The organism is Pantoea sp. FN0302, assembly GCF_050113775.1.
Taxonomy (GTDB): domain Bacteria; phylum Pseudomonadota; class Gammaproteobacteria; order Enterobacterales; family Enterobacteriaceae; genus Mixta; species Mixta alhagi.
In genome coordinates, this window is the sequence record NZ_JBNJSM010000001.1 from 836,172 (window position 1) to 860,519 (window position 24,348).

Below are 24,348 nucleotides of genomic sequence, written 5' to 3' on the forward strand. Positions count from 1 at the left end.
GAAGAGTTAAAAACGCGCGCAGTATATACGAAAACGTTTGCGTTGGCAGCTGCAGGGAAAACTTGATCTCACTGTTTGGCCTGTTATACTGTATAAAAATACAGTATAACCCGAGGTGAGTCATGGCTGTTGAAACCAAATTTGTTGTGGTCAGAAAAGGTGAAGAAAAAATGACATTTGCCAGTAAAAAAGAAGCAGACGCATACGACAAAATGCTCGATATGGCAGAAGCTTTTACTGACTGGCTGATACAAAGTGAGCTGCCGCTGGAGGAAGCGCAACTGGAAAACCTGGGGCTGTTCCTGGCAGAACAAAAAGATGCCGTTCAGCACATTTTGCGTACCAGCAAGCTGCCGGAAGCGCAGCCAGCGCTAAAAGCCGCGAAAGCTACCGCAGCGGAAACGGATGCCGGTAAGGCGCAGGACGAAACGGCAAAAAAAGTACGCGCGGTGAAGGCCGCCTGATTGACCGGCCTGATTAACATTGCAGCCTGTTGAATATCAGCCACACTTTCCTGATAACGATCTTAAGCAGAGTGGGGTGAGCGCTCCCGTCTCATCCCGTGCTGTTTTATACAGGACAGGCAGGGTGAGGTAGCGATGTAGCCCCACAGCTTCGATGGCGCGTTTTCGCTCTACCACGGGCGATCTTTGGCGCAAGCAGGCCCGCTGCTAATCACCTGACGCTGCTGCGGAAATATCCGGCGCGGCGTTTTCTGCTATTTGCTCTCGCTTACGCTTCTTGACGTCCGGTGCTTCACACTAAGGCACACATCAAAAAAGGAGAGATTATGAGTAACTGGCTGCAGCAGGTGCAAAAAATGTTAAGCAATACGGCAATTGGCAACGCGGGCGCAAAAGCGCAGGGCGGCAGCGAAGGGTTAAGTAAAATGCTGGCGCCTGGCGCGCTCGGCGGCCTGGCCGGAATGCTCATTTCCAATAAATCTTCCCGTAATCTGTTAAGCAAATATGGCAAAAACGCGCTGGTGATCGGTGGCAGCGCGGCGGCAGGCGTCCTGCTATGGAACAAATACAAGCAGCGGGTGCGCGAAGCTCATCAGGGTGAGCCTGAGTTTGGTCAGCAGGTGACGCCAGTGGATCAGCGTGCAGAACGATTAATCACCGCGCTGGTGTTTGCTGCAAAAAGCGACGGACATATTGATGGCGAGGAACGTAAAGCCATTGAACAAAATATCCATCAGGCAGGGTACGGCGAGCAGGCGGAGGCGCTGATTCAGCAAGCGATCAACCGTCCACTGGATCCGCACTGGCTGGCGCAGGGAATAAAAAACGAGGAAGAGGCGCTGGAACTCTATTTCCTGAGCTGTGCGGCTATTGATGTCGATCACTTTATGGAGCGCAGCTACCTGAAAGAGCTGGGCGATGCGCTGAAGATCCCTGGGGACGTGCGCGAAGATATTGAAAAAGATATTCGCGCCGAAAAAGAAAAACTGCCTTCCTGATCGCCGCAGTTAAGGCCTGTCGCAGCCTGGCGACGGGCTGCCACTTCTTTCTCACCTGCTTTTTACCGCTGCCGCTTGGCAATCATGGTCTTAACTGCCAACCTTAGTGTATGTCTGTCTGAAAACAGTAACCGTTATGATGCCACCGAAAGCGAAAAAAGTTCCTCACGAAATGACGCTGCATGATGATATGCGCGTCGATAATTACTACTGGCTACGCGACGATCAGCGTGAAGATCCAGAGGTACTGGATTATCTGCACGCTGAAAACAGCTATGGTCATAAAGTGATGCAGACCCAAAAGGCGTTGCAGGATCGCCTGCTGAAAGAGATGGTCGGACGTATTTCGCCGCAGGATTACTCGGTTCCTTACGTGAAAAACGGCTATCGTTATCAAAGCCGTTATGAGGCCGGTAACGAATACGCTATCTATTATCGCCAGCCAGCGGAGACCGAAACGCCGGAGGAGTGGGAAGTGCTGCTGGATGCCAACCGGCGCGCCGCTCACAGCGAATTTTATACCATGGGCTCGCTTGATATCAGTCCTGATAACCGCATTATGGCGCTGGCAGAAGACTTCCTGTCGCGCCGTCAGTTCGGTATCCGTTTCCGTAATCTGGAAACCGGCAACTGGTATCCCGAAGTGCTGGAAAATGTCTCTTCCAGTTTTGCCTGGGTTAACGATTCAAAAACGCTCTATTATGTGCGCAAAGATAAGCAGACGCTGCTGCCGTATCAGGTGTGGCGTCATAATGTCGGCACGCCGCAGCAGGATGATGAGCTGGTCTATGAGGAGAGTGACGACACCTTTTACCTCAGCGTGCATAAAACCACTTCGGAACATTTTGTTCTTATTGCGCTGCACAGCACCACTACAACCGAAATCCATCTGCTGGATGCTGAATATGCCGATGCGCGCCCCCGTGTTTTTGTGCCGCGCCGCAAAGGTCATGAATACACGCTCGATCATTACGATCATCATTTCTGGCTGCGCTCGAATCGTGAAGGCAAGAACTTCGGCCTGTATCGCACCAGCTATCTGGATGAATCACGATGGGAAACCATTATCGCGCCGCGCGATCATGTGGTGATGCAGGATTTTCAGCTGTTTCGTGACTGGCTGGTGGTTGAGGAGCGCCAGCGTGGGCTGTCCAGCCTGCGGCAGATCTGCTGGCGTACCGGCGAAACCTTTGGGATCGCCTTTGACGATCCCGCCTATGTGACCTGGCTGGCCTATAACGCTTCGCCGGAGACCAGCAAGCTGCGCTACGGCTATTCATCCATGACTACCCCGAGCACGCTGTTTGAACTGGATATGGATACCGGCGAACGGCGCGTATTAAAACAGACGCAGATTAACGGCTTTGACTCCGCTAACTATAAGAGTGAGCACTTATGGATCAAAGCGCGGGACGGCGTGGAAGTGCCGGTTTCGCTGGTCTATCACCGCCAGCATTACCAGCCGGGGAAAAACCCGATGCTGGTGTATGGATATGGCTCTTACGGCACCATTATGGATGCCGATTTCAGCTCCAGCCGCCTTAGCCTGCTGGATCGCGGCTTTATCTATGCATTGGTTCATGTGCGCGGCGGCGGCGAACTGGGGCAGCAGTGGTATGACGACGGGCGTTTACTCAACAAGATGAACACCTTTCATGACTTTCTCGACGTAACCGATGCGCTGGTTCAACAGGGCTATGGCGATCCACAGCGGCTCTATGCAATGGGTGGCAGCGCAGGCGGCCTGCTAATGGGAACGGTGATAAATTTACAACCTGAGCGTTTTCATGGCGTCGTGGCGCAGGTGCCGTTTGTGGATGTGGTCACCACCATGCTGGATGAGTCGATTCCGCTTACCACCGGCGAGTATGACGAATGGGGCAACCCTGACGATCCACAGTATTATCACTACATGAAGCAATACAGCCCATACGATAACGTCACCGCTCAGCACTATCCGCATATGCTGGTAACCACGGGCCTGCATGATTCTCAGGTACAGTATTGGGAGCCGGCCAAATGGGTTGCTAAGCTGCGCGAGCAGAAGACCGATGAAAATCTGCTGCTGCTCTGTACCGATATGGATTCCGGCCACGGCGGGAAATCGGGACGTTTTAAATCTTATGAAGGTGTCTCGCTGGAATTTGCTTTCATTATTGGCCTGGCGCAGGGCACGCTGCACGGCAGCAGCGGCTATTAATCATCCTGATTAACCTGCTTCTGCAATGCATTGCGCAGGGCAGGTTTAAGATCCGGGATGGCCTCCAACATCCAGCGCAGATAGCCCGGATCGCGTTTAGCTACGTCAGCAACAGGACGCCCGCGATATTTACCGAACGGCATCACGTCCACTTCCGCTGCGGTTTGCTGCATGCGCGTAGCCATATGCGCCGCATCCCAGCCGGAGGTTTCCATAATGCGTATCAGCAGCGCGGCGGTGACATAACAGTCATAGAGCGCCCGGTGTGCGTGCAGGTCTGCTGGCGGCGTAACATCCAGCCGCAGATGCTGACGCAACGCCTGATTGCCATAGGTTAAACCGGGCCACAGCTGGCGAGCCAGCTTCATGGTACAGATCCATTCGCCGTGCATTTCCGGCAGCATGCGCCGATCGAAGCTGGCATTGTGCGCCACATAATAGGCGCTACCCTGATAGCGGGTGATTAAGGCTTCAATTGGCGGCTTATCCGCTACCATGGCTTCACTGATGCGATGTACGGCCATCGCCTGACGGCTAATAGGCCGGTCCGGACGCACCAGATCGCTCATGGGATTAACGATCTGGCCGTCAATCACATCGACGGAAGCAATTTCAACGATACCGCCCTGTAAACCACAGGTTTCAGTATCAATCACGCGGAGCATAAAGCCTCTTAGCGCTGACGCGCACTGTTATTTCTTCGGTTCCCATGGCAGGCGGGAAAGGTTAATCGAGGTTTGTCGATGATGCATCAGACGCTGGCGGAACCAGTCGCGTAGCGCTTCTGGCTGCTCACGCTCAACGATTTCCGCTACCACCGGCATATTGTAACGCTCTTTGAAGGCGACGCCAGCGGCGGCCAGGTCGACATTCACTTTATCTTTTTCTTCCTGCGTTAATGTTGCCAGGTTGTTAGACATTTTTTGCTCCTGTGTATAAGCGCCGCAGGGCTTATATTGAATCGCCGTTAATGCCTCGACAGGCTTAAGTACGGGAGGTATGCTGCGGCCTCGTTGGTGACAACCACGATAGTTTACAGGATGAAATCATGTTGAAAACCCGCTTCTCTGCTTTACCTGGTGCAGCCGCCCTGGTACTGTCAGTTGCCTTTTCTCCGGCTGCGCTGGCCCATGCCCATCTGAAATCGCAATATCCCGCCGCGAATGCCAATGTAGAAGCCTCGCCGCAGGCGCTGACCCTGACATTCTCTGAAGATATTGAGCCTGCTTTCAGCGGCGTTGATATTGTTGCCGCTGACCAGCAGACGATGCCGGTAGCTGAAGTGGAGCGTGCGCCTAAACAACATAATCAGCTGATTGTGCCGCTGGAGAAACCGCTGTCCAGTGGGAGCTATCAGGTAAACTGGCATGTACTGTCGGTAGATGGTCACCGAACCAAAGGAAGTTACACTTTCAGCGTGAAATAGTGATGACGCTGGATACGCTGTATATATTTTGCCGCTGGGTTCACTTCAGCGCCTTGCTGCTGTTAACCGGCAGCGCCTTTTATAGTGCGCTACTGGCACCGCGTCGCTATCAGCCTGTGCTAAGCCAGCGTTTGATGCCGCTGTTGACTCTCTGCGTTATCCTGACGCTATTGAGCGCGCTGGCGATCCTGGCGGCTCAAACCGGCCTGATGAGTGGAGACTGGCGCAATATTGCCCGGGCGAATATCTGGTGGGCGGTCATGCAGACGGGTTTTGGTCATGCCTGGTGCGTACAGCTGCTGGGGGCGTTGCTGGCTGGCCTTGCTCTGGCAACCGGCGGCAGCACGCGCCAGCGTTTACTGCTGCTGTGTGGTTTGCTACAGCTCTGCGGCCTGGCGCTGGTTGGACATGCGGCTATGCTGGATGGCTGGCCCGGCGCGTTACAGCGTGTTAATCAGGCAATTCATCTTACCGGCGCAGCCTTCTGGGCTGGTGGCCTGCTGCCGTTATTAGGGTTGATGCGTGATGCACAATTGCCGCAGCAGCGTAGCGCTGCAATCCAGACCATGATGCGCTTTTCGCGCTATGGGCATTTGGCGGTGGCGCTGACTTTGCTAAGCGGCATCGTTAACACGGCTTTTATCGTTGGCTGGCCCTGGCCTGCAAATAATGATTACCGGCTATGGCTGACCATTAAAATTGGGCTGGTGGCGCTGATGTTATGCACCGCGCTGTTTAATCGCTACTGGCTGGTCCCGCGTTTTTCCATGCCGGGCAGCAGGGCACAGTTATGGTTTGTGCACGCAACGCAGCTGGAAATAGCAACAGCGGGACTGGTGGTAATATCAGTCAGCATCTTTGCCACGCTACAACCGTAATGAATAAGTTAAGTAAGACAATAAGGTAACCCCATGAAAAAAATCCTCGGATTAATACTGGCGATGGGATGCTGCACCAGTGCGCTGGCAGCGTCAGAAATTATCACCGTAAGTCGTTTTGAAATTGGCAAGGACAAATGGCCTTTTACGCGTGAAGAAGTGATGCTCACCTGTACGAAAGGGCATGCGCTGTTTGCTATCAACCCCAGCACCCTGATGCAGTATCCGCTCAATGATGAAGCGGCAAAGAACGTGACCTCAGGCAAAGCCACGGCTCAGCCTATTTCGGTGATTCAGGCCGACGATCCGCAGCACCCAGGGCAAAAAGCCAGCCTGCAGCCTATTATTGAGCGTGCAGAGAAGCTGTGTAGATAAACCCTCAGGCGCGGTATCGCCGCGCTAATTTCCTGTAGCTAATTTTGGTGCTAAAAGACAGCGCCCGGGCTGCTTTTTGCCGTTGTTCTCACAGACTTAAACTCTTCTTTGCAGCCTGTTTGCATCTGACTGGACATTACTCACGACTGTTCTACGCTTTATAAGGCAAGGCGACATCGCCTGCATTAATGCCAACTTTTAGCGCACGGCTCTTACAAGAGCCATTTCCCTGGACCGAATATAGGAATCGTATTCGGTCTTTTTTTGTTTATAGTTTTGTAATGAGTTTTTAGTGAGGCGCCCGAAGGTATTCGAAATTTGTCTGAAAACTCGTATCCGCTTTAAACCATCACATATTCCTGACCACGTGAATCCAGATATTTCTTTGTCATAGAGATGTTCTTATGACCGAGTAATCGCTGTGCAAACTCCTTCCCATTCTCTGTCTCGTACAGCCGGCCAGAAAGGCTTCTTATTTCGTGAAAAGAGGGCGGGTGCGGCCCGAAATGAAGACCACTCAACTCTCGCGCTTCTGCAAAAGTGCTGGTCAGGGCATCGGGTAAAACGGGGCCAGCTCTTCTTCTGCCACGACGAACGGCAGAATAGATCAGATGGGTTACCGTTGCGGCAGGCGTCCATGACCTGCTGAAATGTTATGCCTGTGGGATTGAGCGTAAGAGTCAACGGAAGGGCCAGTTTGTGCCCGGTCTTGCTTTGCGTGATAAACAGGCGACCGTCATGAATATCACTGAATTTCATTAACGTGATGTCTTCTCGCCATTGCCCCGTTAGCAATGCGATATTCATCGCGTTCGCCATCCATCCTCCCATTTCAGAAGCCGCCTGACGTATTGCAATAAACTGCTCCAGTGAAAGACGCTCACGTTTCTTTTGGCCCACTCAGGGCGCGTAATCTCTTCAATGCCGCCCCAGTTATCTGCTTCACGACACGCGTGGTAAGCACGCAGGTCGCGGCGGAACTGGTCATAGCCGGCGGCCACGTCGTCTTCACTGAGCTGGAAAACACGGACGGGATAGCGCTCGCAGTCGATCGACTCACTGACGGCGATGAACACAAACAGGGGATACTCACCGTATTGCTGCTGAAAGCCTTCACGGTAATAGGCGTCCTGAACGTGATAGCGGAACTCGGCGACGTGCGTCGCAAAGCGGGCCATGTCGGCCACTTTCTTCACGTCGATAACCACCGGGTGCTACTTCAGAAACTTGTCCGGGCGGATGCGGCACAGTTCGCCGGTCTCATCGTCGTTCCAGTAGATTGATGCTTCACAATGGCCTTCGGCTTCCAGCAGCCAGCGCGCGGCGGGATGGGCGAGGGCACTGTCACGCATCAGCTTCAGTTTTCGGCCCTGTTCGGCATCCATGACGATCATGCCCATGCTCCGGCACTCCGTAAGGAATTCAGCTTCAGCCGCTTTACCCGCTGTGGTTCGCCGGTTGAATGCCGGAGCCACAATAAAGCGTTTATCGAACTCGTCAGGCTCCAGCAGCAGGCAGTGAAGGGCGGTGCCCATGTCCAGCGCCTGTAACTTTTCTTCATCCACCGGCGCGGATTTCTGCCACTTCAGCAGCGCCGGACTGAGCGCAACCATATCCAGCTGCGATTTACTGATGCCCGCGCCGCTGTGGTATTCAGCGTTGCTGAGACTGAAATAAACACCCGGCTCCATCACGACGCTTCCATAAAACCGAACTGAATTAACTGGTCGTGTTCCTCTGCCTGCAACCGGGAGAGGCGGTCAACGAATGCCGCATACTCGTCCTGGGCTTTGTCGCTGCGCAGGAACATACGAAGCTCGACAGGGATGTTAGCCATTGCGGCGAAGTCGGTCAAAACGTCGGGGTATTTATTAGCGATATCAGCGGCGATAACATCAATGCGGGATATACGCTGCGCTTCCGCCTGTTCAGCCATGTCCAGCTGTTCCAGATGGCGCTCCTGAATAACGTAAGGATTCATCATGGCTGGATACTCCTGTTGAGGAGTTCAACCAGGCGCTGCAGCAGGCTTTTGCGTGGCGGAGGGGTAAAGCTGGCGCTGGTGAGGATATTGCTCAGGTGAAACTGGACGGATTTAAATGCGTCAAAATGAGGGCCACCCACGCGGGCAGCCCCAGCAGTTGCTAATTGCATGGGTAATTACCTTGATTGAACTGGGTTCGTAACGAATCGGCCTCGAATGAAGCCGCTTTGGTATAAATTTCACTCTGAATGGGATATTTTCGATTTCCCACGTAAGGAGGAACAAAATGGAGTTAACTGAAAAGCTTGAAGCTCAGCTGATCGAGGCGATGCTCAAATCAGACATCGAAGCGTTGGATGCACTTATTGCTGATAACCTGCTCTTTATTAATCATGAAGGGCAACAGGTAACAAAGGCCCAGGACCTCAGCATGCATGCCAGCGGGACCATAAAAATTGAGTCCATCGAGCAAGGCGCGTTGAATATAACTGAATATGAGAACTGTTCAGTTGTTGATGTGATTATCTCGATTCACGGTAAGTACGCTGGCCAGGAATTAAATGCCCGCTTCCATCATTTACGCACCTGGGCAAAACTGAATGGCAGGTGGCAAGTCATTGGCCTGAAAACGTCATTCGCATAAAGCTGTAAACTCATATCCCAGTACTCAAGCCGCCTGGCGGGCGGCTCAAATCAGCGAAATGCTCTTACCGCATATCTTCTGGTGGGCACTAACAATGTGTGTCGCGTCGGAGCGAACCTGCGCATGCGTGCGGCGGCGTTCTTCTTCGCGCTTCATGGCCAGCGGTTCGTAATAGGCGAGAGCTTTAAGCAGCTGCTGCCCGTAAGGATTAACAACCTCTACTGCCTTAACGACACGATCAACCGGCTTACGTTTCAACGTCAGAACAGGGCGACAGTTGGGTTTGGCTTTAATACCAACCAACAAAGGGTTAGCCTTTTTCCACTCTGCCTGCTTTGCAGCACGACGCTCACGGCGGCGGTCTTGTGCGTTCATAGTCATTCTCCAGTCAGTAAGCTTTGGTGGTGTGATGGACTTAGGTTATTACCTTGCAAGCCATAACCGCGGCTACGCGGTTTTACTGGCCCATCACACCCCAAAGCTTTCTGCTTTGAATGTTTGCGCTTCTTCAGCGCGCTATGTTAAGGAGCAAACTTCCTGTTAGTGCATCAGCGTCCTGCTGATAGATCAAATGTACAGATAAAACTGTATTTATGTCATCAGATAAAACGATGTTATTGTGGATAAATACATAAATATCTGTATCTTAGAGGAGAAAAATTTTGACAGGCACAAAAAAGGGCGCACAAAGCGACCAATAGAAGAGGGAGGAAGTTCTTCCGCTTTAACAGCGAACGTTCTCTAGACCACGCTGGGCACCCATCTGGCAGAATATGATCGGATTCAAGCTATCGGGCGTAGTGCAGGGGCGAGGCTTCCTTTAGGAAAGTGCCACAGTGAGGGCATATCAATTAATCTTGTTTAAAGGTTTTCTACTATTGGCGCTTACCAGTATGACCTGCCCCCAGTATTAGATACAAGGCTCAGTTAGTAATGTTGGATCCTTCACTCTCAGAATTACCCTTTCTCCAGCCCGCTGCAAATTCAGACGGCGTCTGATAATTCAGCGTGGAGTGTGGGCGACATTCGTTATAATCCTGACGCCATTCACTGATGGTTTTCCTGGCATGGCTGATGTCGCTAAACCAGTGTTCATTCAGGCATTCATCGCGAAAGCGTCCGTTAAAACTCTCAATAAATCCGTTCTGTGTCGGTTTACCGGGCTGAATAAGCCGCAGCTCCACGCAATGCTCAAAGGCCCACTGGTCAAGTGCTCTACAGGTAAACTCCGGCCCCTGGTCAGTTCTTATCGTAGCCGGATAGCCGAGAAACAGCGCAATACTGTCCAGAATACGCGTGACCTGCACGCCTGAAATCCCAAAGGCAACAGTGACAGTCAGGCATTCCTTTGTGAAGTCATCGACGCAGGTAAGGCACTTGATCCTGCGACCGGTGGCCAGTGCATCCATGACGAAATCCATTGACCAGGTCAGATTGGGCGCATCCGGGCGAAGCAGCGGAAGCCGCTCAGTCGCCAGACCCTTACGACGTCGTCTGCGCTTCACACTCAGGCCGTTAAGGTGATAAATGCGGTATACCCGCTTGTGGTTGACGTGAAGGCCCGCACGACGCAATAACTGCCAGATAAGCGACGGCGTTCAAGCGCCAGCTCTGTGATGCGTAGAGATAGCTGCGCGTCAGCAGCCGGACGCTGAGCTGAATAACGGCAGGTTGAAAGAGACAGACCTGCCAGCCTACAGGCACGACGTTGCGACAGACCGGCGACCTCACACATGACTTCCACGGCTTCCCGCTTCTGGTCTGTCGTCACAACTTTCGACCCAGAGCCACCTGAAGCGCCTCCTTATCCAGCATGGCTTCGGCGAGCAGCTTCTTAAGGCGGGCGTTCTCCTCTTCAAGTGACTTAAGCCGCTTTACCTCAGGGACTTCCATGCCGCCAAACTTCTTGCGCCAGGTGTAGAAAGTAGCGTCTGAAATAGCATGCTTACGGCAGAGTTCCCGGGCAGAAACCCCGGCTTCAGCCTCGCGGAGGATACTGATGATCTGTTCGTCGGAAAAACGCTTCTTCATGGGGATGTCCTCATGTGGCTTATGAAGACATTACTAACATCGGGGTGTATTAATCAACGGGGAGCAGGTCACGCTGAAGCTCCTGTATGGACGTTGGCTCCTATGGCTTCAAATTCAGGCGTTCTTTTCTGTAAAGTTCTAGTAGTTTTCTGTTCATATAGAGAAGCAATAAAAAAAACCGGCGCGCTGGCCGGGCTGAAGAAAAATAAACCTATTTCAGGTCTGTAATAATATTTTTTTAGCAAAATCAATGGTGTCTTTATGGTTGGATGCTGGAATATGGTTAATTTTCTTGGCATCCATCGTTTTTCTAATATTATCCAGCACCTTGCTTTGTGCTGATGTTGGTGATTCAGGTATTTCAATGGTAAAGAGGACATCTTCGATATTCATTAGGTTTTCCTCAGATGCTCTGGTTACTCTCATCACCCATGTATCACTATGTTCCATCATTTTTCCAGGCTCTGTTTGAGTAAAAGCCAGTGGCTTAATGGCACATAGGATTTCATCCTGCTTCTTGGCAACTAACGGCATAGAGAATTTCGCATAATAGCCATCAATGGAATCTTGTTTAAATGCGTTTTTCAATCCATCAATCCTATCGATGCTGCGTTTTAGTTCTCTTGCGAGGACATCCTCACGACGCTCTTTAGTGTAATCCGAATGATTCACATATTTATGATATATGCGCGCTAACTCTTCCTTTGGGTCAGTGCTGAGAATCACTCTTACGGTGCTGAACTGGAAGATAGATTCTTTTTTGGCCGTAAAATACCTAAAGAACTGAGCAAGTTGCTGATGCCCAACAATCTGACTGGCTTGAGCCTTAGCGAACTGTAACTCTCTTTGGATAGAGTCTTTCGCTAACGGGAAGATACAATCGTCGTGGAAGAAGTTGCGTACACGAGAGTCGTTTCGTTTAGTAATTTGAAAATCAAAGAAGTTTTCTTTTGGTGCGCACATGACTACGCCTATGTTTGCGAATTCTTCAGTCTCCGCATATGGCGCATATCGAACAATGCTGTAGAGGCATGGGGTTGTCATGCTAGTTCGCTCCAAAATTCATCACGACCGCCTTTTTCTAAAGTATCGGAAACAAAAGGCAAAAATTCATCATCTGTTATCCACTCTTCTGGTATTTCTTCAAAAATCGTGGGGAGCTTGCAGGTGCTGTTTACGACCCTTTGACGATACTCGACTCGGTCTACCAAATCATACTCCCACTTGCGATTCCCTGGACCATACACATGAACAGAAAAATCGTCAGGACCGACATTTTGATCAAAGGACAGATTATGGTCAATTAGATAATACTTATCATTGCCAACATCATAAAGTATGTTGACATACCGCCTTTGTCAGTAAGTGTGCGGTCTGCATTTAATACAATCCTATCAAAGACATAGATTAATTTTTGCTGGTCAATAGGTACGATCGCTTCGTTTCGAGATTGAGTGAAGGTAAGCGCTACAGCACCATCTATGTACATTGAGGCGAATGCGTAACCAGTAGAAATCTCACACTGAAGATCAGGAGAAAACTCTATAAGTTCCTCAGGAACAAATACGATTTTGAAGTCAGGTAAGGGGAGCCCTATCTCTTTAGCAAGACAACCAGAAATAAATTCAGAGAGAAGATTCCTAGGGGGCATTGATGGCTTAGATTTCAGAATATATAAGTGGCCATCATCGCACTTGCAAAGATAGGGTTGAGTAGAGCCTTCATTGATACGACGTATTATTTCAATGACATTAGGAATTGCGTCATTAGTGTTAGTTTCACTCTCCATCACTTACCCTTGCATGATATAAGTGTAATGCACTTTCCTGCTCTTTAAGTATTTTTCTATTAGAAAAGCGCTGATTTATTGTATAAACGCGGTTTTTTATGCTCACTCAAATGTAACTTCCTTTATGTGCCACGCATCCACACGCCGCTGGCTATGCCCCACACCAGAAGTGCTATGTCTGCTACCCCACATACAGCTGGGAAGATGTATCCAATTTTCATCTCATCACCCAAACGTATCTTTAAATCAATCGAAGCTGACCTTACTAACGAACTTTGCGGTAGATCCACATCAGGGCCAAAGCGATTGTAGCTGACATAACCGCCTTTGTACCGAGAACAGTAAACGCGAAATCGTCCATGGCTTCTTCGCCATCGCCGTTTATGGGTATGTAATGACCAACGAAGCTGCTAACCCAGCTGTCCGGTATCAAAACGATACCCGCAATTACCAAGATAAAGAACATTAAAATTTTCATCGTGCTTCACATTTTGATGAAATCTGCAAGATTTAGGAAAATTAAGCTTTATCAGATTTTCAAATATTGTGACGATTAATCTCACAGCTTCAAATGCCATCATGAACCTTGTCGGCGATACGGTACACCAAATAGGCTGCGATAAAACCTAAGCATGATATGCCTGCCTTAAGATAGCGATCATCAGACTCTGACATGAAAATGAACCAGAACAGGAGACCAAAGGTAGCTAAAATGATGCAATCGCTGATCCCTGCTATACCACGCGACATTAGCTTTTTTAAGAAAGTCATAAACTTACTCTCTGGAAAAATAACGTTGTTACTTCTTCAAACAGACGACGGTTGCGATGCCATAAAGCGGTTGCTTCCTCAAAAGGCTTTACTCGTTTCTCAATAAGAAAATAGAGAAGATCAAGATTACCCAACCTGCGGAGATAATTGTAAAGCTCCGGATCACGTCGGCTCAGCTCCCGTGATGAATAAACAGCCCTTGACTGTAATGCCCCTAAAGAAAGTAATGTTGAAAAAGTAAATCCCACGACCATCTTTGCGGCCATATGGCTGGTAAACATAGTGCCAATATTGCCCAATATTAACCTGTTTGTGATTACACTACCGGCAAGGCTTGCTGAACTATTAACCGCTACGTTTCTAAGCTTCTCTATGTCTACTTTATCCAGATAGCGTTGAATAATGTAATTTGCCATTTTTTCAATGTACTTACGATTGGCAAACCCATCTCTAACCAGCCTGATACAACGCTCTTTATCAGAAATATTTTCCCAGCGATTATCTGTGTCCAGAAAGTCATAGCCTAGATAAAACAAATCTACAGGTAGCTCCAGTGCTCCCCCGGCAAAACTGCGCAAAAAATTACTCTTAACATTAATGGCGTCCGCCATATTGTTCGCTAACTCTTTAGCATCCATACCAAAACCCATCTAATTGTTTGTAAAAGTTTCTTCCAGCCACTTTGCCTTTACCACTTTGCCGATAGTGCGAACTATCTTTTCCGGCGGTAAATCCGATGTTCAACCATGGTTCCAATAATTTGAATGTGCCTTTCAGTGCTACGCATTACGGGGTAATCATCATTTAGCGGGATTAACTCAAAATGCTGCCAACCGTCTTCTGCAAGCGTTGTCGGGCGATACTTTTTAAAGGTGGCTTCATGCTCACCATTCTTCGCAACGACAAATTCGCCAGGTGCTGGCTCTATTTCCGGATCCACGATAATTACATCGCCAGCCTTAAACTCAGGTTCCATGGAATCGCCGACAATTTTTAGTGCAAAGGTGTACTGTGACCAATCCATATCGGTCATAACATATTCGCAAGAGCCATCAAGAACCTCTATAGGGCGTTTGGTGGCCATCTCTCCAGCTTGTACATAGCTGAGCAACGGAATCCTCCTTGTATTCACCTCGCTAGGCTGGAAGCTGCCACCATTTACCAGCCATGTCGGGTCACAACTAAGAGATTCAGCAATACCTACAATGTTACGGGGTTTTAATGTCTTGCCTTCCTCAATACTTGCCCAAGACTGTTGTCTGATTCCAGCTTTTTGTGCTGCCTCAGCCTGAGTAAGTCCCAGCTCGATTCTTCTTTGTTTTACCCGATCTGCAAGGCTCATAGCATCCTCTCCGTTTCCTTACATCGTTACAGTTAAAACTGTATTTTTCAAACAGAAATGACTGTTGGAAAATACAGATAAAATTGTGGAGGTGAGCGATGGATACAATTTCTCAACGCCTCAAACAAAAGCGTATGGAGTTAAATCTGACCCAAGCGCAATTAGCTGAGAAAGCTGGAATGAAGCTGCAATCAATACAGCAAATTGAAGCAAGTTCTACGCAACGTCCGCGCTTCCTGTTTGAGCTTGCCGCAGCTCTTCAGTGCGAGCCGCTCTGGTTACTGTACGGCAAGAAACATGGCTCTCGAGCCGCATAAGAAACACCGCTCTTAAACATTCCGCGCTGAAAAAGCGCATCAATCTACGAAACAAACAATGTCCGTGGCAATTCAATCATCAGTATCCTCCGCGAGGCTGAAGCCGGGGTTTCTGCCCGGGAACTCTGCCGCAAGCATGCTATTTCAGACGCCCCCTTTTACACCTGGCGCAAGAAGTTTGGCGGCATGGAAGTTCCCGAAGTGAAGCGGCTCAAGTCGCCTGAGGAAGAGAACGCCACACTCAGGAAGCTGCTTTCCGAAGCTATGTTGGATAAGGAGGCACTTCAGGTGGCTCTGGGGCGAAAGTACTGACGACAGACCAGAAGCGGGAAGCCGTTGAGTTTATGTGTGATGCGACCGGTCTGTCGCAACGTCGTGCCTGCAGGCTTACAGGTTTGTCCCTGCCGACCTGCCGCTGTGAGGCTCAGCGTCCGACGGCTGATGCGCATTTATCAGGGCCCATCATTGAACTGGCACTGCAGCGCAGGCGTTTTGGCTACCGCCGCATCTGGCAGTTATTGCGACGTGAAGGCATTCATGTTAATCACAAGCGCGTGTACCGCCTTTATCATCTGAGCGGGCTGGGCGTAAAACGCAGAGGACGTCGTAAAGGGCTGGCAACAGAACGTCTGCCGCTGCTCCGCCCGGCGGCACCCAACCTGACCTGATCGTTGGATTTCGTCATGGAAGCACTGGCCATTGGTCGCAGGATCAAGTGCCTGACCTGTGTGGACGACTTCACGAAGGAGTGCCTGACAATTACCATCGCATTCGGGATTTCAGGCGTTCAGGTCACGCGTATTCTGGACAGCATTGCACTGTTTCGAGGCTGGCCTGCGACGATAAGAACTGACCAGGGGCCGGAGTTTACCTGCAGGGCACTTCACCAGTGGGCTTATGAGCATGACGTGGAGCTGCGGCTTATCCAGCCCGGCAAAGCCGACACAGAACGGATTTATTAAGAGTTTTAACGGACGCTTTCGCGATGAATGCCTGAATGAGCACTGGTTCAGCGATATCGTTCACGTCAGGAAAATCATTAATGACTGGCGGCAGGATTATAACGAGTGTCTTCCACATTCGGCACTGAATTATCAGGCGCCATCAGAGTTTGCAGCACAGTGGCGAAATGGAAAATGCGAAGGTAAACAAACTGACATTCCTAACTTACGGTTGTATCTAATAGTGGGGGCAGGTCAAGCCGACAAAAGCAAATTGAAGCAGGCGTAGATAAATATTGCACAATGGCTCGCCAGCAGCAAGAACAGCTTAAGAAAAAATATCCGGGTAACAGGCAAGTAGAAGAACTCCTTGCTGAGTATGATCTCTGAGTAACTTTACTTTGCAGAGTGCAAAAGCGCTGCATATTTATGGGGCATCAGATAAAGTATGACGCCGCCTGCTAAATTCTTTTCGCAAATTTTATCTGAGCCATTTAATTATCTTCTTCCTTCTCCTTGTATTTTTCCGCCTCATATCCCACATCAGACAGCAGCACCTCAAAGTCCAGCGTGGTGGCGGATTAGGTATTCCGACATCTGAATGTTTAACTGATGATCCCCGCTATGACGGGGATTTGTTCATTCAGGTTTTTCCGGCCAGGCAATATCCGGCGCGGCAGTATCAACGACCTGCACGTACTTCATCCACATAGTAAGCGATGCTTTATCCGCATCGGTAATTATGTCGAGCCTGAGCTGCGTTTGTCACGCCTGAGTCATATTGTTAGCCTCGCTGATGCGTGCTGCCTTTTCCGCTTCGGACTCGCTCACCGCTGCGGCCCGTTGTGCATCGCTGTCCGTTACCCGTTTTTCGCCGTTCCATTTATCAAACGCGGTTGCCGGCGCCAGGCGTAAAACTCTCTTGGATGCACTTCCAGCACCCGGCAGAGCAGACGAACAGGTCAGCAACAGTTGTTGTACTCTGGGATCCGCTGGTGGCACCGTACGTTATCGGGCCGATGAATGGCCTTGCCTTGCCTTGCTTTGTAGGCCTCCCACGACATCATAAAATGTTCTGGCAATGAAGAGGGCAGATTCTCATTCATCCCGTGCACTCTGTGTTACAGGCTCCTTGCTTCGCTGGGGGATTTTACATCTGTATACAATAGATACAGAGACGTTCATTCATGGTTATAAATCCTGTGCTATAGATCACATCTCCTTTACAGAAAACCGGGAAACGGTTATGGCTTTGGCATTGAAAAAGGATTTACTTGTAGGAGCGGTACTGGTTGAGGTACTGCGTCAACATCCGGAAATTGAGTTACCAGGTAACTTCGTAGATGCGGTTATAGAAATGAGTACTGCTTTATGCGAAAAGTTTCCGCGCGATGAGGATTCTACTGCATCAGGTAATTAAAAAGCGCCTTGGTAACGAGAACAGATAACGGCAAAATCCTGTAAGGCTCGCTTTGACGGGCCTTTTCTGCATCCACGCCACGTCTGTTTCAACTGTGGTTACGCGTAGCAAATGAGCAAACTGGCATGAGGTGCAATGTATGGCGCTTGCGGTGGGTGCGTCTGATGCATAGCATTTATTATCTTATAGTTTTTCTTTTCAATGATATGAAAAAGGTCTCAAGCTTAACGCCTGTGAAAACAGCTACAACATCATGCATTAAGCTAATATCGCTCACGTGATTATGTCATTTCTACAATATAAATTTTTAGCGCTGGCTTTTTGTTAAGCATACCCTATGCTTAAAATATGAACAAAAAAGGAGCCGCCAGTAAACTCATCTGAAGTATAAAAATATTTATAAAATCAAAGAAAAACAAAATGTTTTTTACCCGGGACGCGGTGGTTGTGCCAGCCTTTTAACATCCTTTCAGCCTGACCGGGCAAAATATTAATTACAATAAAAACGGGGAATAAAAAATGAAAATTGCCTGCCTTGCCTGGGGTTCGCTTATTTGGAAGCCGGAAAATTTACCTTTAGCTTTTGACTGGAACCCGGACGGTCCTGTTATGCCAATTGAGTTTTCCCGTGTAGGGGATCAGGGCGAACTGGCTACTGCCATCTGCATGAATGCTCCACCTATACAGGTTTACTGGGCTTTGCTGGATACCAATACCCTCCAGCATGCTGTCTCCTCCCTGCGCGAACGAGAAAAAATCCCTGACTCTCGTGAGGATGGCGTAGGAAAATTTTTACTGAAAAGCATGCCAACCGGGGTTCTGGCTAACTGGGCCGTAGCGCAAAAGCTGGATGCGGTAATATGGACGGCTCTGCCGCCAAGATTTTCTGGTCTTGAAGGCCGTATCCCTTGCGCTGAAGATATCCTGGAATATCTCGGCTTACTTGAGGGAGAAAAGCTTCAGCATGCTCAAAACTATCTGAAAAAAGTTCCAGCTAGCATCAATACGCCTTATCGTAAGCTTGTCCGTGAGCAGCTGGGATGGGATTGTTAAGCAGGGAGCAAGAGAGTTAAGTCAGTGAAATTATAAAATATCAGACGAAAAAATAACCCTCCATTAAGGGAAATCCATTATCTCTGGAGGGGATGCAAGGCACCTGTCGTTACAGAAGCATTATTAAATAATTAGAATCTTATATTTTGATCTAAAGCAATTTTGTCATAAACCTGACAGAACAAATCAATAAGCCAGATAGCTAGCTGTTTCTTTACAAACCGCTTTTAATAATCCTTGTTAGCGTGGCGATAATCACGGAAGTAAACAGCGAGAGCGGCAGGAAAGAGGCAAGTGGTTTCTGGTTTTTAGCAGCGCTCAAAGCAATGCTCTGAACGCTGCGAATTTTAAATTCGTTAATCGATTGGGGCAGGTTGTAGCAGGTCGATAACATCATCGATCTCATTACTGGCGGCATGTCTGTCAAGGGCAACGGCATAGTACTTTCCTTTACAGTAATGCTTTTTTACCACAACCCGGTGGCCAGCAGCGTTGTCCCCCTGACCCGCTGATGGAGAGGACAATGTGGTCGGAACAACCAGTTCGTCTTCAAGTTTTTCCGCTTCAATAATTCGGTTATAACCGTCACTGGAAAGCAACAGATGTTGAATACGCATATCCCTTCCTCTTGCTGATAGATTTGTACGAGTCTTGAAGAAATTGTAGCGCAACGCTTATCAAATGCCGGAATAGCCTGATTAAAGGGTTGTTTGGGGCAAGCATTTAGCGTAGCAACAGACGTATAAGACGCCTCTTGCTATCGATGCGACGTGGTGAATTACATCCTTATTTTTCGTCGCGTACCGCCTGACTGTCTGCTTATTACCTGCCTGCGGCTATAAATCCAATGACAAAATGTTCAGGAGGAAACATTGTGGAGGTTGCGGTCACTTTGCAAATAACCGCGAAAAAGCTTCAGAGGCAGGTAAAAAAGGTGGGGAACATAGCCACGGCGGTGGACGAAAGGATACCCGTGTTCTTTTAACTGCCAGCCCCAACGGTACAGGTTGGGGCTATAACTTTTCAGGCCGGTGCGTCCTGAGCGAAAAATCCGTTTACACGCTGAAGCCGTAGGGGAGAATTCCCTGAAACAGAGATTGCGTATAGATGGCAGCCTGATTCAGGCTATAGAAATATGTAGTAGTTATCAATGCGTTAACCTATAGTGCAACGCCTGCATTCTCCAGCACCTTAATAATTTTAAGGGCACCGGTATAATTAATATGATCGCCATCAAGGAAATCAATGCGATCAAAATCCTGATGCGCGGAAAGATCGTGCAGAACAAAACCATCACCACACAGGCTGTCCAAAAACGTCCGGTTTTCCTGCAACATTCCCTGATGCATATGTTCACGGTAGGCAGCAGGAAAAGGCGGGATGACGTAGTGAACGGTTATGCCACTTTTTTTAGTTTGTTCCGCTATCTCCAGCAGTAAGCGCATGTTCGCTTGCTGGCTAAGCTTATATTTATAATTTTTACTGTGTAATTTTGCTCGTGCTGCGCTGCTGACTGGAGCCTCGCTTTCATCCAGAAAAGCGGCATCTTCTTTTCTCTGCTCCCAAAAATCATGGCATTTTGCCAGGGTTTCAGCACAGTCCAGTTTTTGATGAATATTGTTGAGAGCGGGAACATTCATTTGGAAAGGAATGATTTCCGCAGCCCATTCGCAAGCCGTGCGATCAACAAACGGCTGTCTGGTTTTATGGTGAGGGATAATATTGTTTAACTGATTGTAATGACTAAGAATATTTACAACACGGATATTCTCTTCCGCTCTGGTTTTGGCCAGTTCATAAAAGAGATCAAACATACCAAACATGATAACGATCTCTTTAACATTCCCTCTCACAGTGTAATGCGCAATCATCGCCTGAGCCTGTTTCATATCCATACTGTGCATTGCCAGATTAACAGCGGAACGAAGGTTTTTTTGAGGGAATGCATGATAGCAATAAGAGTTGCCAACAATTAAGGTCGCCGGATCTTTATTGATTAAACGAAGATGCTTTTCCTGCAGATAAGCAATGAAAGTATCTTCATTATATGAAAAGGGAGCCGCCTTGTTGAACATCACTTCCTGAAAGTCCGCAATGAGCAGGGCCGCATTAACTTCAGGGAGCGTGAGGATATTAGCCGCATCATGATCGTAGATGATGATTGGCCGCTGGCTTTCAGTAAGCTGCTGGTGAAATGCTGCCGCAGAAACCGGTTCGGTTAAGGTGCATTTGATAAAGTAAAAATTCCCCAGCGCGCTTTTATCCAGATATTGATAAAAATATCCGGCATGTTCTTCATTACCAAAGAAAAATATGTCTAATTTTTGGTGATGAAAAATATTTAACCAGTAATGCCAAAGCGCTTCTTTCAGGCAACCTATTTCAGTCTGCGCCAGCCCGCTTTCCAGCACGGCTGCCACGCTATTCAGCAGATTGATGGTAGGTTCATTATCCATGATAAAGGCGGGATGGTCAGACAGGCATTTCACCAGTTGATTAACCGCTTGCTCTGCATTACTTTCAATGTTTTTAGATAAGCTCTTAATTTCTTTAAGAAAAACCAGTTCCTGTGCCAACGTTCAATCCCCCTTTAATCGTTTTGCTCAGTGTAACGAGCCTGACGATTATCTATGGGAAAATAACGGGGGTAATTAATGCGCTTTTATCAGCATTACTTATGTTTGGGTAATGATCCGGGTAAAAGATGTTGCGATGGCAGACCCGTGATTTTCATACTTCAGCATGCTTTTTTGCCAGCAATAAAAAGGGTCGCCATAGCGACCCCATCATCTCTCTTTATGATATCAAACAGCATTCATAGCTGTTACGTTGATGTCAGATCGTAGAATGCCATGTCTGGCAGATTGCTCATCAAAGAAGTCGTTTAAAGCACGAGCAGCGTTTTCGCCATGAATTGGCAAAGACATTTCAACGGCTTTTTCGCCTTTTTTAATGATGAACTTTACGAACCAACTTTTCTTAACTGAACTCATTCTTTGCCTCCCCTGGTGATAAGTCGGGTATCTCCCCGTGATTATTTAATCGGCGAATTTTGCTAAAACTTTAACCATTTTCATGGCAAGTGATCGTTAATGATGACAGCTACTGCTTTTATCATCTTTCTGTGCGCTGGATAACAACGCAACCGGAGGCATATTGTGCCTAAGTTGTGACTGACATTGAGCTGATGTCGATCAAAATTCATACGCACAGTAGTGTTGACATGATTGGATGTGCACTCTCGCTGACTGAAGGCAACATTTTGTGGGGCATAACGCAATTTATACGCATTTATGCACAGGCTACCCCCATTTTCTGTGGATAACTAACCGGCGGTTTTAAACCGCGATTTAATCTGTGGTTAGCCAGTGCGAGAAAGGGTGCTTAGCCCACAGAAGAGAATAGTGTGCGGTGGGTACGGGCACGCGCATTGGTCAGCGCGCCCGTATCTCGAAAAGAGCCCCGGCAGGGATAAAAAGAGGGAACAAGTAAAAAGCGATTGATTTTAATTAGTTTTTTTCAGGCCACGCCACGGCAGGAATGCCGTTCAGTTTAGGCCTGGCAAAGAGATCGCCCTGGAAATTACAGATACCTGCGGCTTCCAGCCACATCCATTCTTCCGGTTTTTCTACGCCCGTGGCGATAACGCAAATCTCCAGGGAAGAACAGCATTTGATAATTGCCTGAACAATCGCCTGTTTCGGACCGCTTTTATGGACATCACGAATAATGGTGTGGTCGATTTTCACCCGATCCGGTTGAAATTTCACCAGTAGTGAAAGTCCGGCATATCCTGCGCCAAAATTATCTATAGCAAGGCTGATGCCTGCAGCCTTGAGCTGCTTAATGGCCGTTTCAACTTCCTCGATCCGTGAAATAACTTCGTTCTCAGTGATTTCAACGACGATCTGCTCAGGCACCAGCCCATTTGCTTCAATCTCACTCAACAAAAAGTTAACGGCATTCGGCACCATAACCAGCGACATCGGCAGCAGGTTTACAGAAAGCGTTTGTCCTTTAATCCCTAACTTTTTAGCCAGCGCAAAGGCAGCCTTCTTGGATTGCAGATCGTTCCGGTAGATTTTATCGCGCGAAAGCGCTGATAAACTGTCCAAAGGCGAGCTTTCACACACAGGCTGTATCAAAGCTTCAAGCGAGTCTGTTTGACAGGAAAAGGGATCGATAATGGGCTGCATGGCCACGCTAAAGGTTTCGGCTTCCGTGGCTGGCGCTTCCGGCTGCGAAAGGGAGGCGTTATCGCTAATGAACTCCCAGTAATCAGCCGGCGGGATTTCAAAATAGTTCTCTTTTTCCCGGGCTTCGACAAAGGTGCGCAGGAACTGTAGCGCTCTGTCACTATAAGTCAGCTGGTATTTTGAGGTGCCTCTGTCCAGTACGGCCTGAAGAACGCTCTCCTTGTCATATTTTCGGAGATCGAACAGTTCCATTCCTGTATTACCAAAGCGACGCGCAGGTGCGTAATCCCGTAACAGTTCCACCAGGTTATGATGTCGTGGGTCGCGGCAAATCGCTGCGTAGATGGAAAGCACCGATTCTTCAGGGCCTTCCAGCAGCTGGAAAAAGTGGGTGCCATTGAACAGTAAAATACCGGTAACGCCATATAATTCATTGTGACTATTGGCCTTGATGACCATTTGCTCCAGCTCTTTAACCGGGACGTCATCGACAAGGTGGCTGCGATAGATAAGGGTAGATAACATAGCGTATTCCGTGGTGTTTGTGTTTATGTTGCACACCTTAACAGAAGCCTTTACGTTGTTGTCCAGATCTATTAAAAAAGCATCAACATCTTTCCTGATCAATGCGTGTTTAGAAATGTGGCTTAAGCGGCGTTCCGGAGGTTTTAATGTTATCTGTTGAAAAGAAAAGCTGAGTGGCTTGTTTGACAGGAAGCAAGGCGGGTTGGTTGCGGCAGGGCGCAGAGAGGTCACAGCTTATTAATAGGTTAGAGAGGATCAGACTGGCAGGAAGCCTGCCAGTCTGCGAGACGTTATTTACGACCCAGCAAATAACCAAATACTACCCCGACAGCGGCAGCAATAGCTAAGCCACCCATCGGATTGGAAGAGACCTGGCTGCGCACGGTATCAGCGGCATCCCGTACTGCGTAGCTCGCCTGGCTGGCATATTTACGTGCGCTGCCCTGAGCTTCATCAGTATAGCTATCCGTTGCGCGACCGTAAGCTTCCTGAGCCTTACCTGCGCCTTCACGTACTTTATCTTCAACTTTACCTAACATATTTTTCTCCTTTGAAAGCGTTGAGTAAATGAAGTCTAGCAGAAATAAAATTAGCTGCCGCGCAATGGGAAAAAACAGAGCGGATTCACATCGGCTTGGCCTGTTTACCGCAATTTATTGGCAGAAGTTTTACCCACAACGGCATGGTAAATAATTAACGCAGGCATTATCCAGTGAGGACATGCGGTCAGGCATGCAGCTTATTAACTGAATAATATGGTTTTTTTTGTCTGTTGTGATTTGTTAATCATCAGGAAGATAATTTTAATAAAAAAAAGATAAATTAAGATTAATCTGTGCAGGCAGTAGCGTCAGGAAATATTTAAACAGATGAAAAATAATTACGATCTGTGTAAATAAGCCTGTATTGTTGTGAAGCACAGCGTAGTTAAATAAAGCCTCAATAGAAAGGAAATAATTTAACCGATGAGTTGTTTTTTTAGTGTGGTTAATAAG

The 24,348-nt window shown here is 48.5% G+C and carries 24 protein-coding genes and 6 pseudogenes; 12 read left to right on the forward strand and 18 right to left on the reverse strand.

What is annotated here, in order from left to right:
- Window positions 1–122: 122 nt before the first annotated feature.
- From ACQE32_RS03810 to ACQE32_RS03820, 3 genes are all read left to right on the forward strand, one after another.
- Window positions 123–464: a YebG family protein gene (locus ACQE32_RS03810; RefSeq protein WP_426972268.1), complete on the forward strand. Its 342-nt coding sequence runs from the start codon at window positions 123–125 to the stop codon at window positions 462–464.
- 326 nt (window positions 465–790) lie between these two features.
- Window positions 791–1,462, forward strand: coding sequence for a tellurite resistance TerB family protein (locus ACQE32_RS03815; protein WP_427021364.1), 672 nt, complete (start codon window positions 791–793; stop codon window positions 1,460–1,462).
- A gap of 136 nt (window positions 1,463–1,598) precedes the next feature.
- On the forward strand, window positions 1,599–3,662 hold the full coding sequence (locus ACQE32_RS03820; RefSeq protein ID WP_427021365.1) for a prolyl oligopeptidase family serine peptidase: 2,064 nt from the start codon (window positions 1,599–1,601) through the stop codon (window positions 3,660–3,662).
- Here ACQE32_RS03820 and exoX read toward each other — a convergent pair.
- Together exoX and ACQE32_RS03830 are read right to left on the reverse strand one after the other, a co-directional pair.
- Entirely contained in the window at window positions 3,659–4,327 is a 669-nt protein-coding gene (exoX, locus tag ACQE32_RS03825; RefSeq protein WP_427021366.1) for an exodeoxyribonuclease X, read from the reverse strand. The genes ACQE32_RS03820 and exoX overlap by 4 nt on opposite strands.
- A gap of 27 nt (window positions 4,328–4,354) precedes the next feature.
- Window positions 4,355–4,582 (reverse strand): DNA polymerase III subunit theta, encoded by a 228-nt coding sequence (locus ACQE32_RS03830; protein ID WP_085071474.1) that lies wholly within the window; start codon window positions 4,580–4,582, stop codon window positions 4,355–4,357.
- A 128-nt stretch (window positions 4,583–4,710) separates the two neighbouring features.
- Here ACQE32_RS03830 and yobA point away from each other — a divergent pair, with 128 nt between their 5' ends.
- The 3 genes from yobA to ACQE32_RS03845 are packed head-to-tail and all read left to right on the forward strand — an operon-like array spanning window position 4,711 to window position 6,341.
- Window positions 4,711–5,088: a CopC domain-containing protein YobA gene (gene yobA / locus ACQE32_RS03835; protein ID WP_427021367.1), complete on the forward strand. Its 378-nt coding sequence runs from the start codon at window positions 4,711–4,713 to the stop codon at window positions 5,086–5,088.
- A 2-nt stretch (window positions 5,089–5,090) separates the two neighbouring features.
- The gene (copD, locus tag ACQE32_RS03840; RefSeq protein ID WP_427021745.1) at window positions 5,091–5,966 is read left to right on the forward strand and encodes a copper homeostasis membrane protein CopD; all 876 of its coding nucleotides are present in this window, start codon (window positions 5,091–5,093) and stop codon (window positions 5,964–5,966) included.
- 33 nt (window positions 5,967–5,999) lie between these two features.
- Window positions 6,000–6,341 carry a YebY family protein gene (locus ACQE32_RS03845; protein ID WP_250650134.1) on the forward strand — a complete coding sequence of 114 codons (342 nt, stop codon included), beginning with the start codon at window positions 6,000–6,002 and terminating at the stop codon, window positions 6,339–6,341.
- A gap of 341 nt (window positions 6,342–6,682) precedes the next feature.
- Here ACQE32_RS03845 and ACQE32_RS03850 read toward each other — a convergent pair whose 3' ends face one another.
- The 3 genes and pseudogenes from ACQE32_RS03850 to ACQE32_RS03860 all read right to left on the reverse strand — a co-directional run bounded on the left by ACQE32_RS03850 (window position 6,683) and on the right by ACQE32_RS03860 (window position 8,325).
- A complete protein-coding gene (locus tag ACQE32_RS03850) occupies window positions 6,683–6,862 on the reverse strand; it encodes a tyrosine-type recombinase/integrase (RefSeq protein ID WP_427021368.1) in 180 nt (59 codons plus the stop codon).
- A 366-nt stretch (window positions 6,863–7,228) separates the two neighbouring features.
- Window positions 7,229–8,032: pseudogene (locus ACQE32_RS03855) on the reverse strand (PD-(D/E)XK nuclease-like domain-containing protein); the annotation flags it as partial.
- On the reverse strand, window positions 8,032–8,325 hold the full coding sequence (locus ACQE32_RS03860) for a hypothetical protein (protein WP_427021369.1): 294 nt from the start codon (window positions 8,323–8,325) through the stop codon (window positions 8,032–8,034). The gene ACQE32_RS03860 and the pseudogene ACQE32_RS03855, both read right to left, overlap by 1 nt.
- 286 nt (window positions 8,326–8,611) lie before the next feature.
- Here ACQE32_RS03860 and ACQE32_RS03865 point away from each other — a divergent pair, with 286 nt between their 5' ends.
- Complete coding sequence (locus ACQE32_RS03865) at window positions 8,612–8,968, forward strand: nuclear transport factor 2 family protein (RefSeq protein ID WP_427021370.1); 357 nt, start codon at window positions 8,612–8,614, stop codon at window positions 8,966–8,968.
- Window positions 8,969–9,013: 45 nt separating this feature from the next.
- Here ACQE32_RS03865 and ACQE32_RS03870 read toward each other — a convergent pair whose 3' ends face one another.
- From ACQE32_RS03870 to ACQE32_RS03900, 7 genes and pseudogenes are all read right to left on the reverse strand, one after another.
- Window positions 9,014–9,343 carry an antitermination protein N gene (locus ACQE32_RS03870; RefSeq protein ID WP_427021371.1) on the reverse strand — a complete coding sequence of 110 codons (330 nt, stop codon included), beginning with the start codon at window positions 9,341–9,343 and terminating at the stop codon, window positions 9,014–9,016.
- 548 nt (window positions 9,344–9,891) lie between these two features.
- Window positions 9,892–10,999: pseudogene (locus ACQE32_RS03875) on the reverse strand (IS3 family transposase).
- Between the two features lie 216 nt (window positions 11,000–11,215).
- Window positions 11,216–12,043 carry a DUF3037 domain-containing protein gene (locus tag ACQE32_RS03880; protein ID WP_427021372.1) on the reverse strand — a complete coding sequence of 276 codons (828 nt, stop codon included), beginning with the start codon at window positions 12,041–12,043 and terminating at the stop codon, window positions 11,216–11,218.
- Window positions 12,040–12,788, reverse strand: a pseudogene (locus ACQE32_RS03885) (HipA family kinase). Before ACQE32_RS03885 ends, ACQE32_RS03880 begins: the two are co-directional and overlap by 4 nt.
- Before the next feature lie 265 nt (window positions 12,789–13,053).
- Window positions 13,054–13,266: a hypothetical protein gene (locus ACQE32_RS03890; RefSeq protein WP_427021373.1), complete on the reverse strand. Its 213-nt coding sequence runs from the start codon at window positions 13,264–13,266 to the stop codon at window positions 13,054–13,056.
- Between the two features lie 289 nt (window positions 13,267–13,555).
- The gene (locus ACQE32_RS03895; protein ID WP_427021374.1) at window positions 13,556–14,197 is read right to left on the reverse strand and encodes a hypothetical protein; all 642 of its coding nucleotides are present in this window, start codon (window positions 14,195–14,197) and stop codon (window positions 13,556–13,558) included.
- Between the two features lie 74 nt (window positions 14,198–14,271).
- Window positions 14,272–14,901, reverse strand: a complete 630-nt coding sequence (locus ACQE32_RS03900; RefSeq protein ID WP_427021375.1) for a LexA family protein — start codon at window positions 14,899–14,901, stop codon at window positions 14,272–14,274.
- A gap of 98 nt (window positions 14,902–14,999) precedes the next feature.
- Here ACQE32_RS03900 and ACQE32_RS03905 point away from each other — a divergent pair, with 98 nt between their 5' ends.
- Window positions 15,000–15,218 carry a helix-turn-helix domain-containing protein gene (locus tag ACQE32_RS03905; RefSeq protein ID WP_427021376.1) on the forward strand — a complete coding sequence of 73 codons (219 nt, stop codon included), beginning with the start codon at window positions 15,000–15,002 and terminating at the stop codon, window positions 15,216–15,218.
- 75 nt (window positions 15,219–15,293) lie between these two features.
- A pseudogene (locus tag ACQE32_RS03910) lies at window positions 15,294–16,448 on the forward strand (IS3 family transposase).
- Between the two features lie 350 nt (window positions 16,449–16,798).
- Here the strand turns inward: ACQE32_RS03910 and ACQE32_RS03915 are convergent.
- A pseudogene (locus ACQE32_RS03915) lies at window positions 16,799–17,161 on the reverse strand (tail fiber assembly protein).
- Between the two features lie 244 nt (window positions 17,162–17,405).
- Here ACQE32_RS03915 and ACQE32_RS03920 point away from each other — a divergent pair.
- Window positions 17,406–17,579, forward strand: coding sequence for a hypothetical protein (locus ACQE32_RS03920; RefSeq protein WP_427021377.1), 174 nt, complete (start codon window positions 17,406–17,408; stop codon window positions 17,577–17,579).
- A 519-nt stretch (window positions 17,580–18,098) separates the two neighbouring features.
- On the forward strand, window positions 18,099–18,632 hold the full coding sequence (locus ACQE32_RS03925; RefSeq protein ID WP_426972348.1) for a hypothetical protein: 534 nt from the start codon (window positions 18,099–18,101) through the stop codon (window positions 18,630–18,632).
- A 356-nt stretch (window positions 18,633–18,988) separates the two neighbouring features.
- On the opposite strand, the gene ACQE32_RS03930 is transcribed toward ACQE32_RS03925, so the two are convergent.
- Complete coding sequence (locus ACQE32_RS03930; RefSeq protein ID WP_085071486.1) at window positions 18,989–19,249, reverse strand: hypothetical protein; 261 nt, start codon at window positions 19,247–19,249, stop codon at window positions 18,989–18,991.
- A gap of 250 nt (window positions 19,250–19,499) precedes the next feature.
- On the opposite strand from ACQE32_RS03930, the pseudogene ACQE32_RS03935 reads away from it, so the two are divergent.
- A pseudogene (locus ACQE32_RS03935) lies at window positions 19,500–19,598 on the forward strand (general stress protein); the annotation flags it as partial.
- Between the two features lie 194 nt (window positions 19,599–19,792).
- On the opposite strand, the gene ACQE32_RS03940 reads toward ACQE32_RS03935, so the two are convergent.
- The 4 genes from ACQE32_RS03940 to ACQE32_RS03955 form a co-directional block, all read right to left on the reverse strand.
- Window positions 19,793–21,208 (reverse strand): hypothetical protein, encoded by a 1,416-nt coding sequence (locus tag ACQE32_RS03940; protein ID WP_426972349.1) that lies wholly within the window; start codon window positions 21,206–21,208, stop codon window positions 19,793–19,795.
- Window positions 21,209–21,436: 228 nt separating this feature from the next.
- The gene (locus ACQE32_RS03945) at window positions 21,437–21,625 is read right to left on the reverse strand and encodes a hypothetical protein (protein ID WP_426972350.1); all 189 of its coding nucleotides are present in this window, start codon (window positions 21,623–21,625) and stop codon (window positions 21,437–21,439) included.
- A gap of 516 nt (window positions 21,626–22,141) precedes the next feature.
- Entirely contained in the window at window positions 22,142–23,353 is a 1,212-nt protein-coding gene (locus tag ACQE32_RS03950; protein ID WP_427021378.1) for a diguanylate phosphodiesterase, read from the reverse strand.
- Between the two features lie 290 nt (window positions 23,354–23,643).
- Window positions 23,644–23,892, reverse strand: a complete 249-nt coding sequence (locus tag ACQE32_RS03955; protein ID WP_250650120.1) for a CsbD family protein — start codon at window positions 23,890–23,892, stop codon at window positions 23,644–23,646.
- Between the last annotated feature and the right edge of the window lie 456 nt (window positions 23,893–24,348).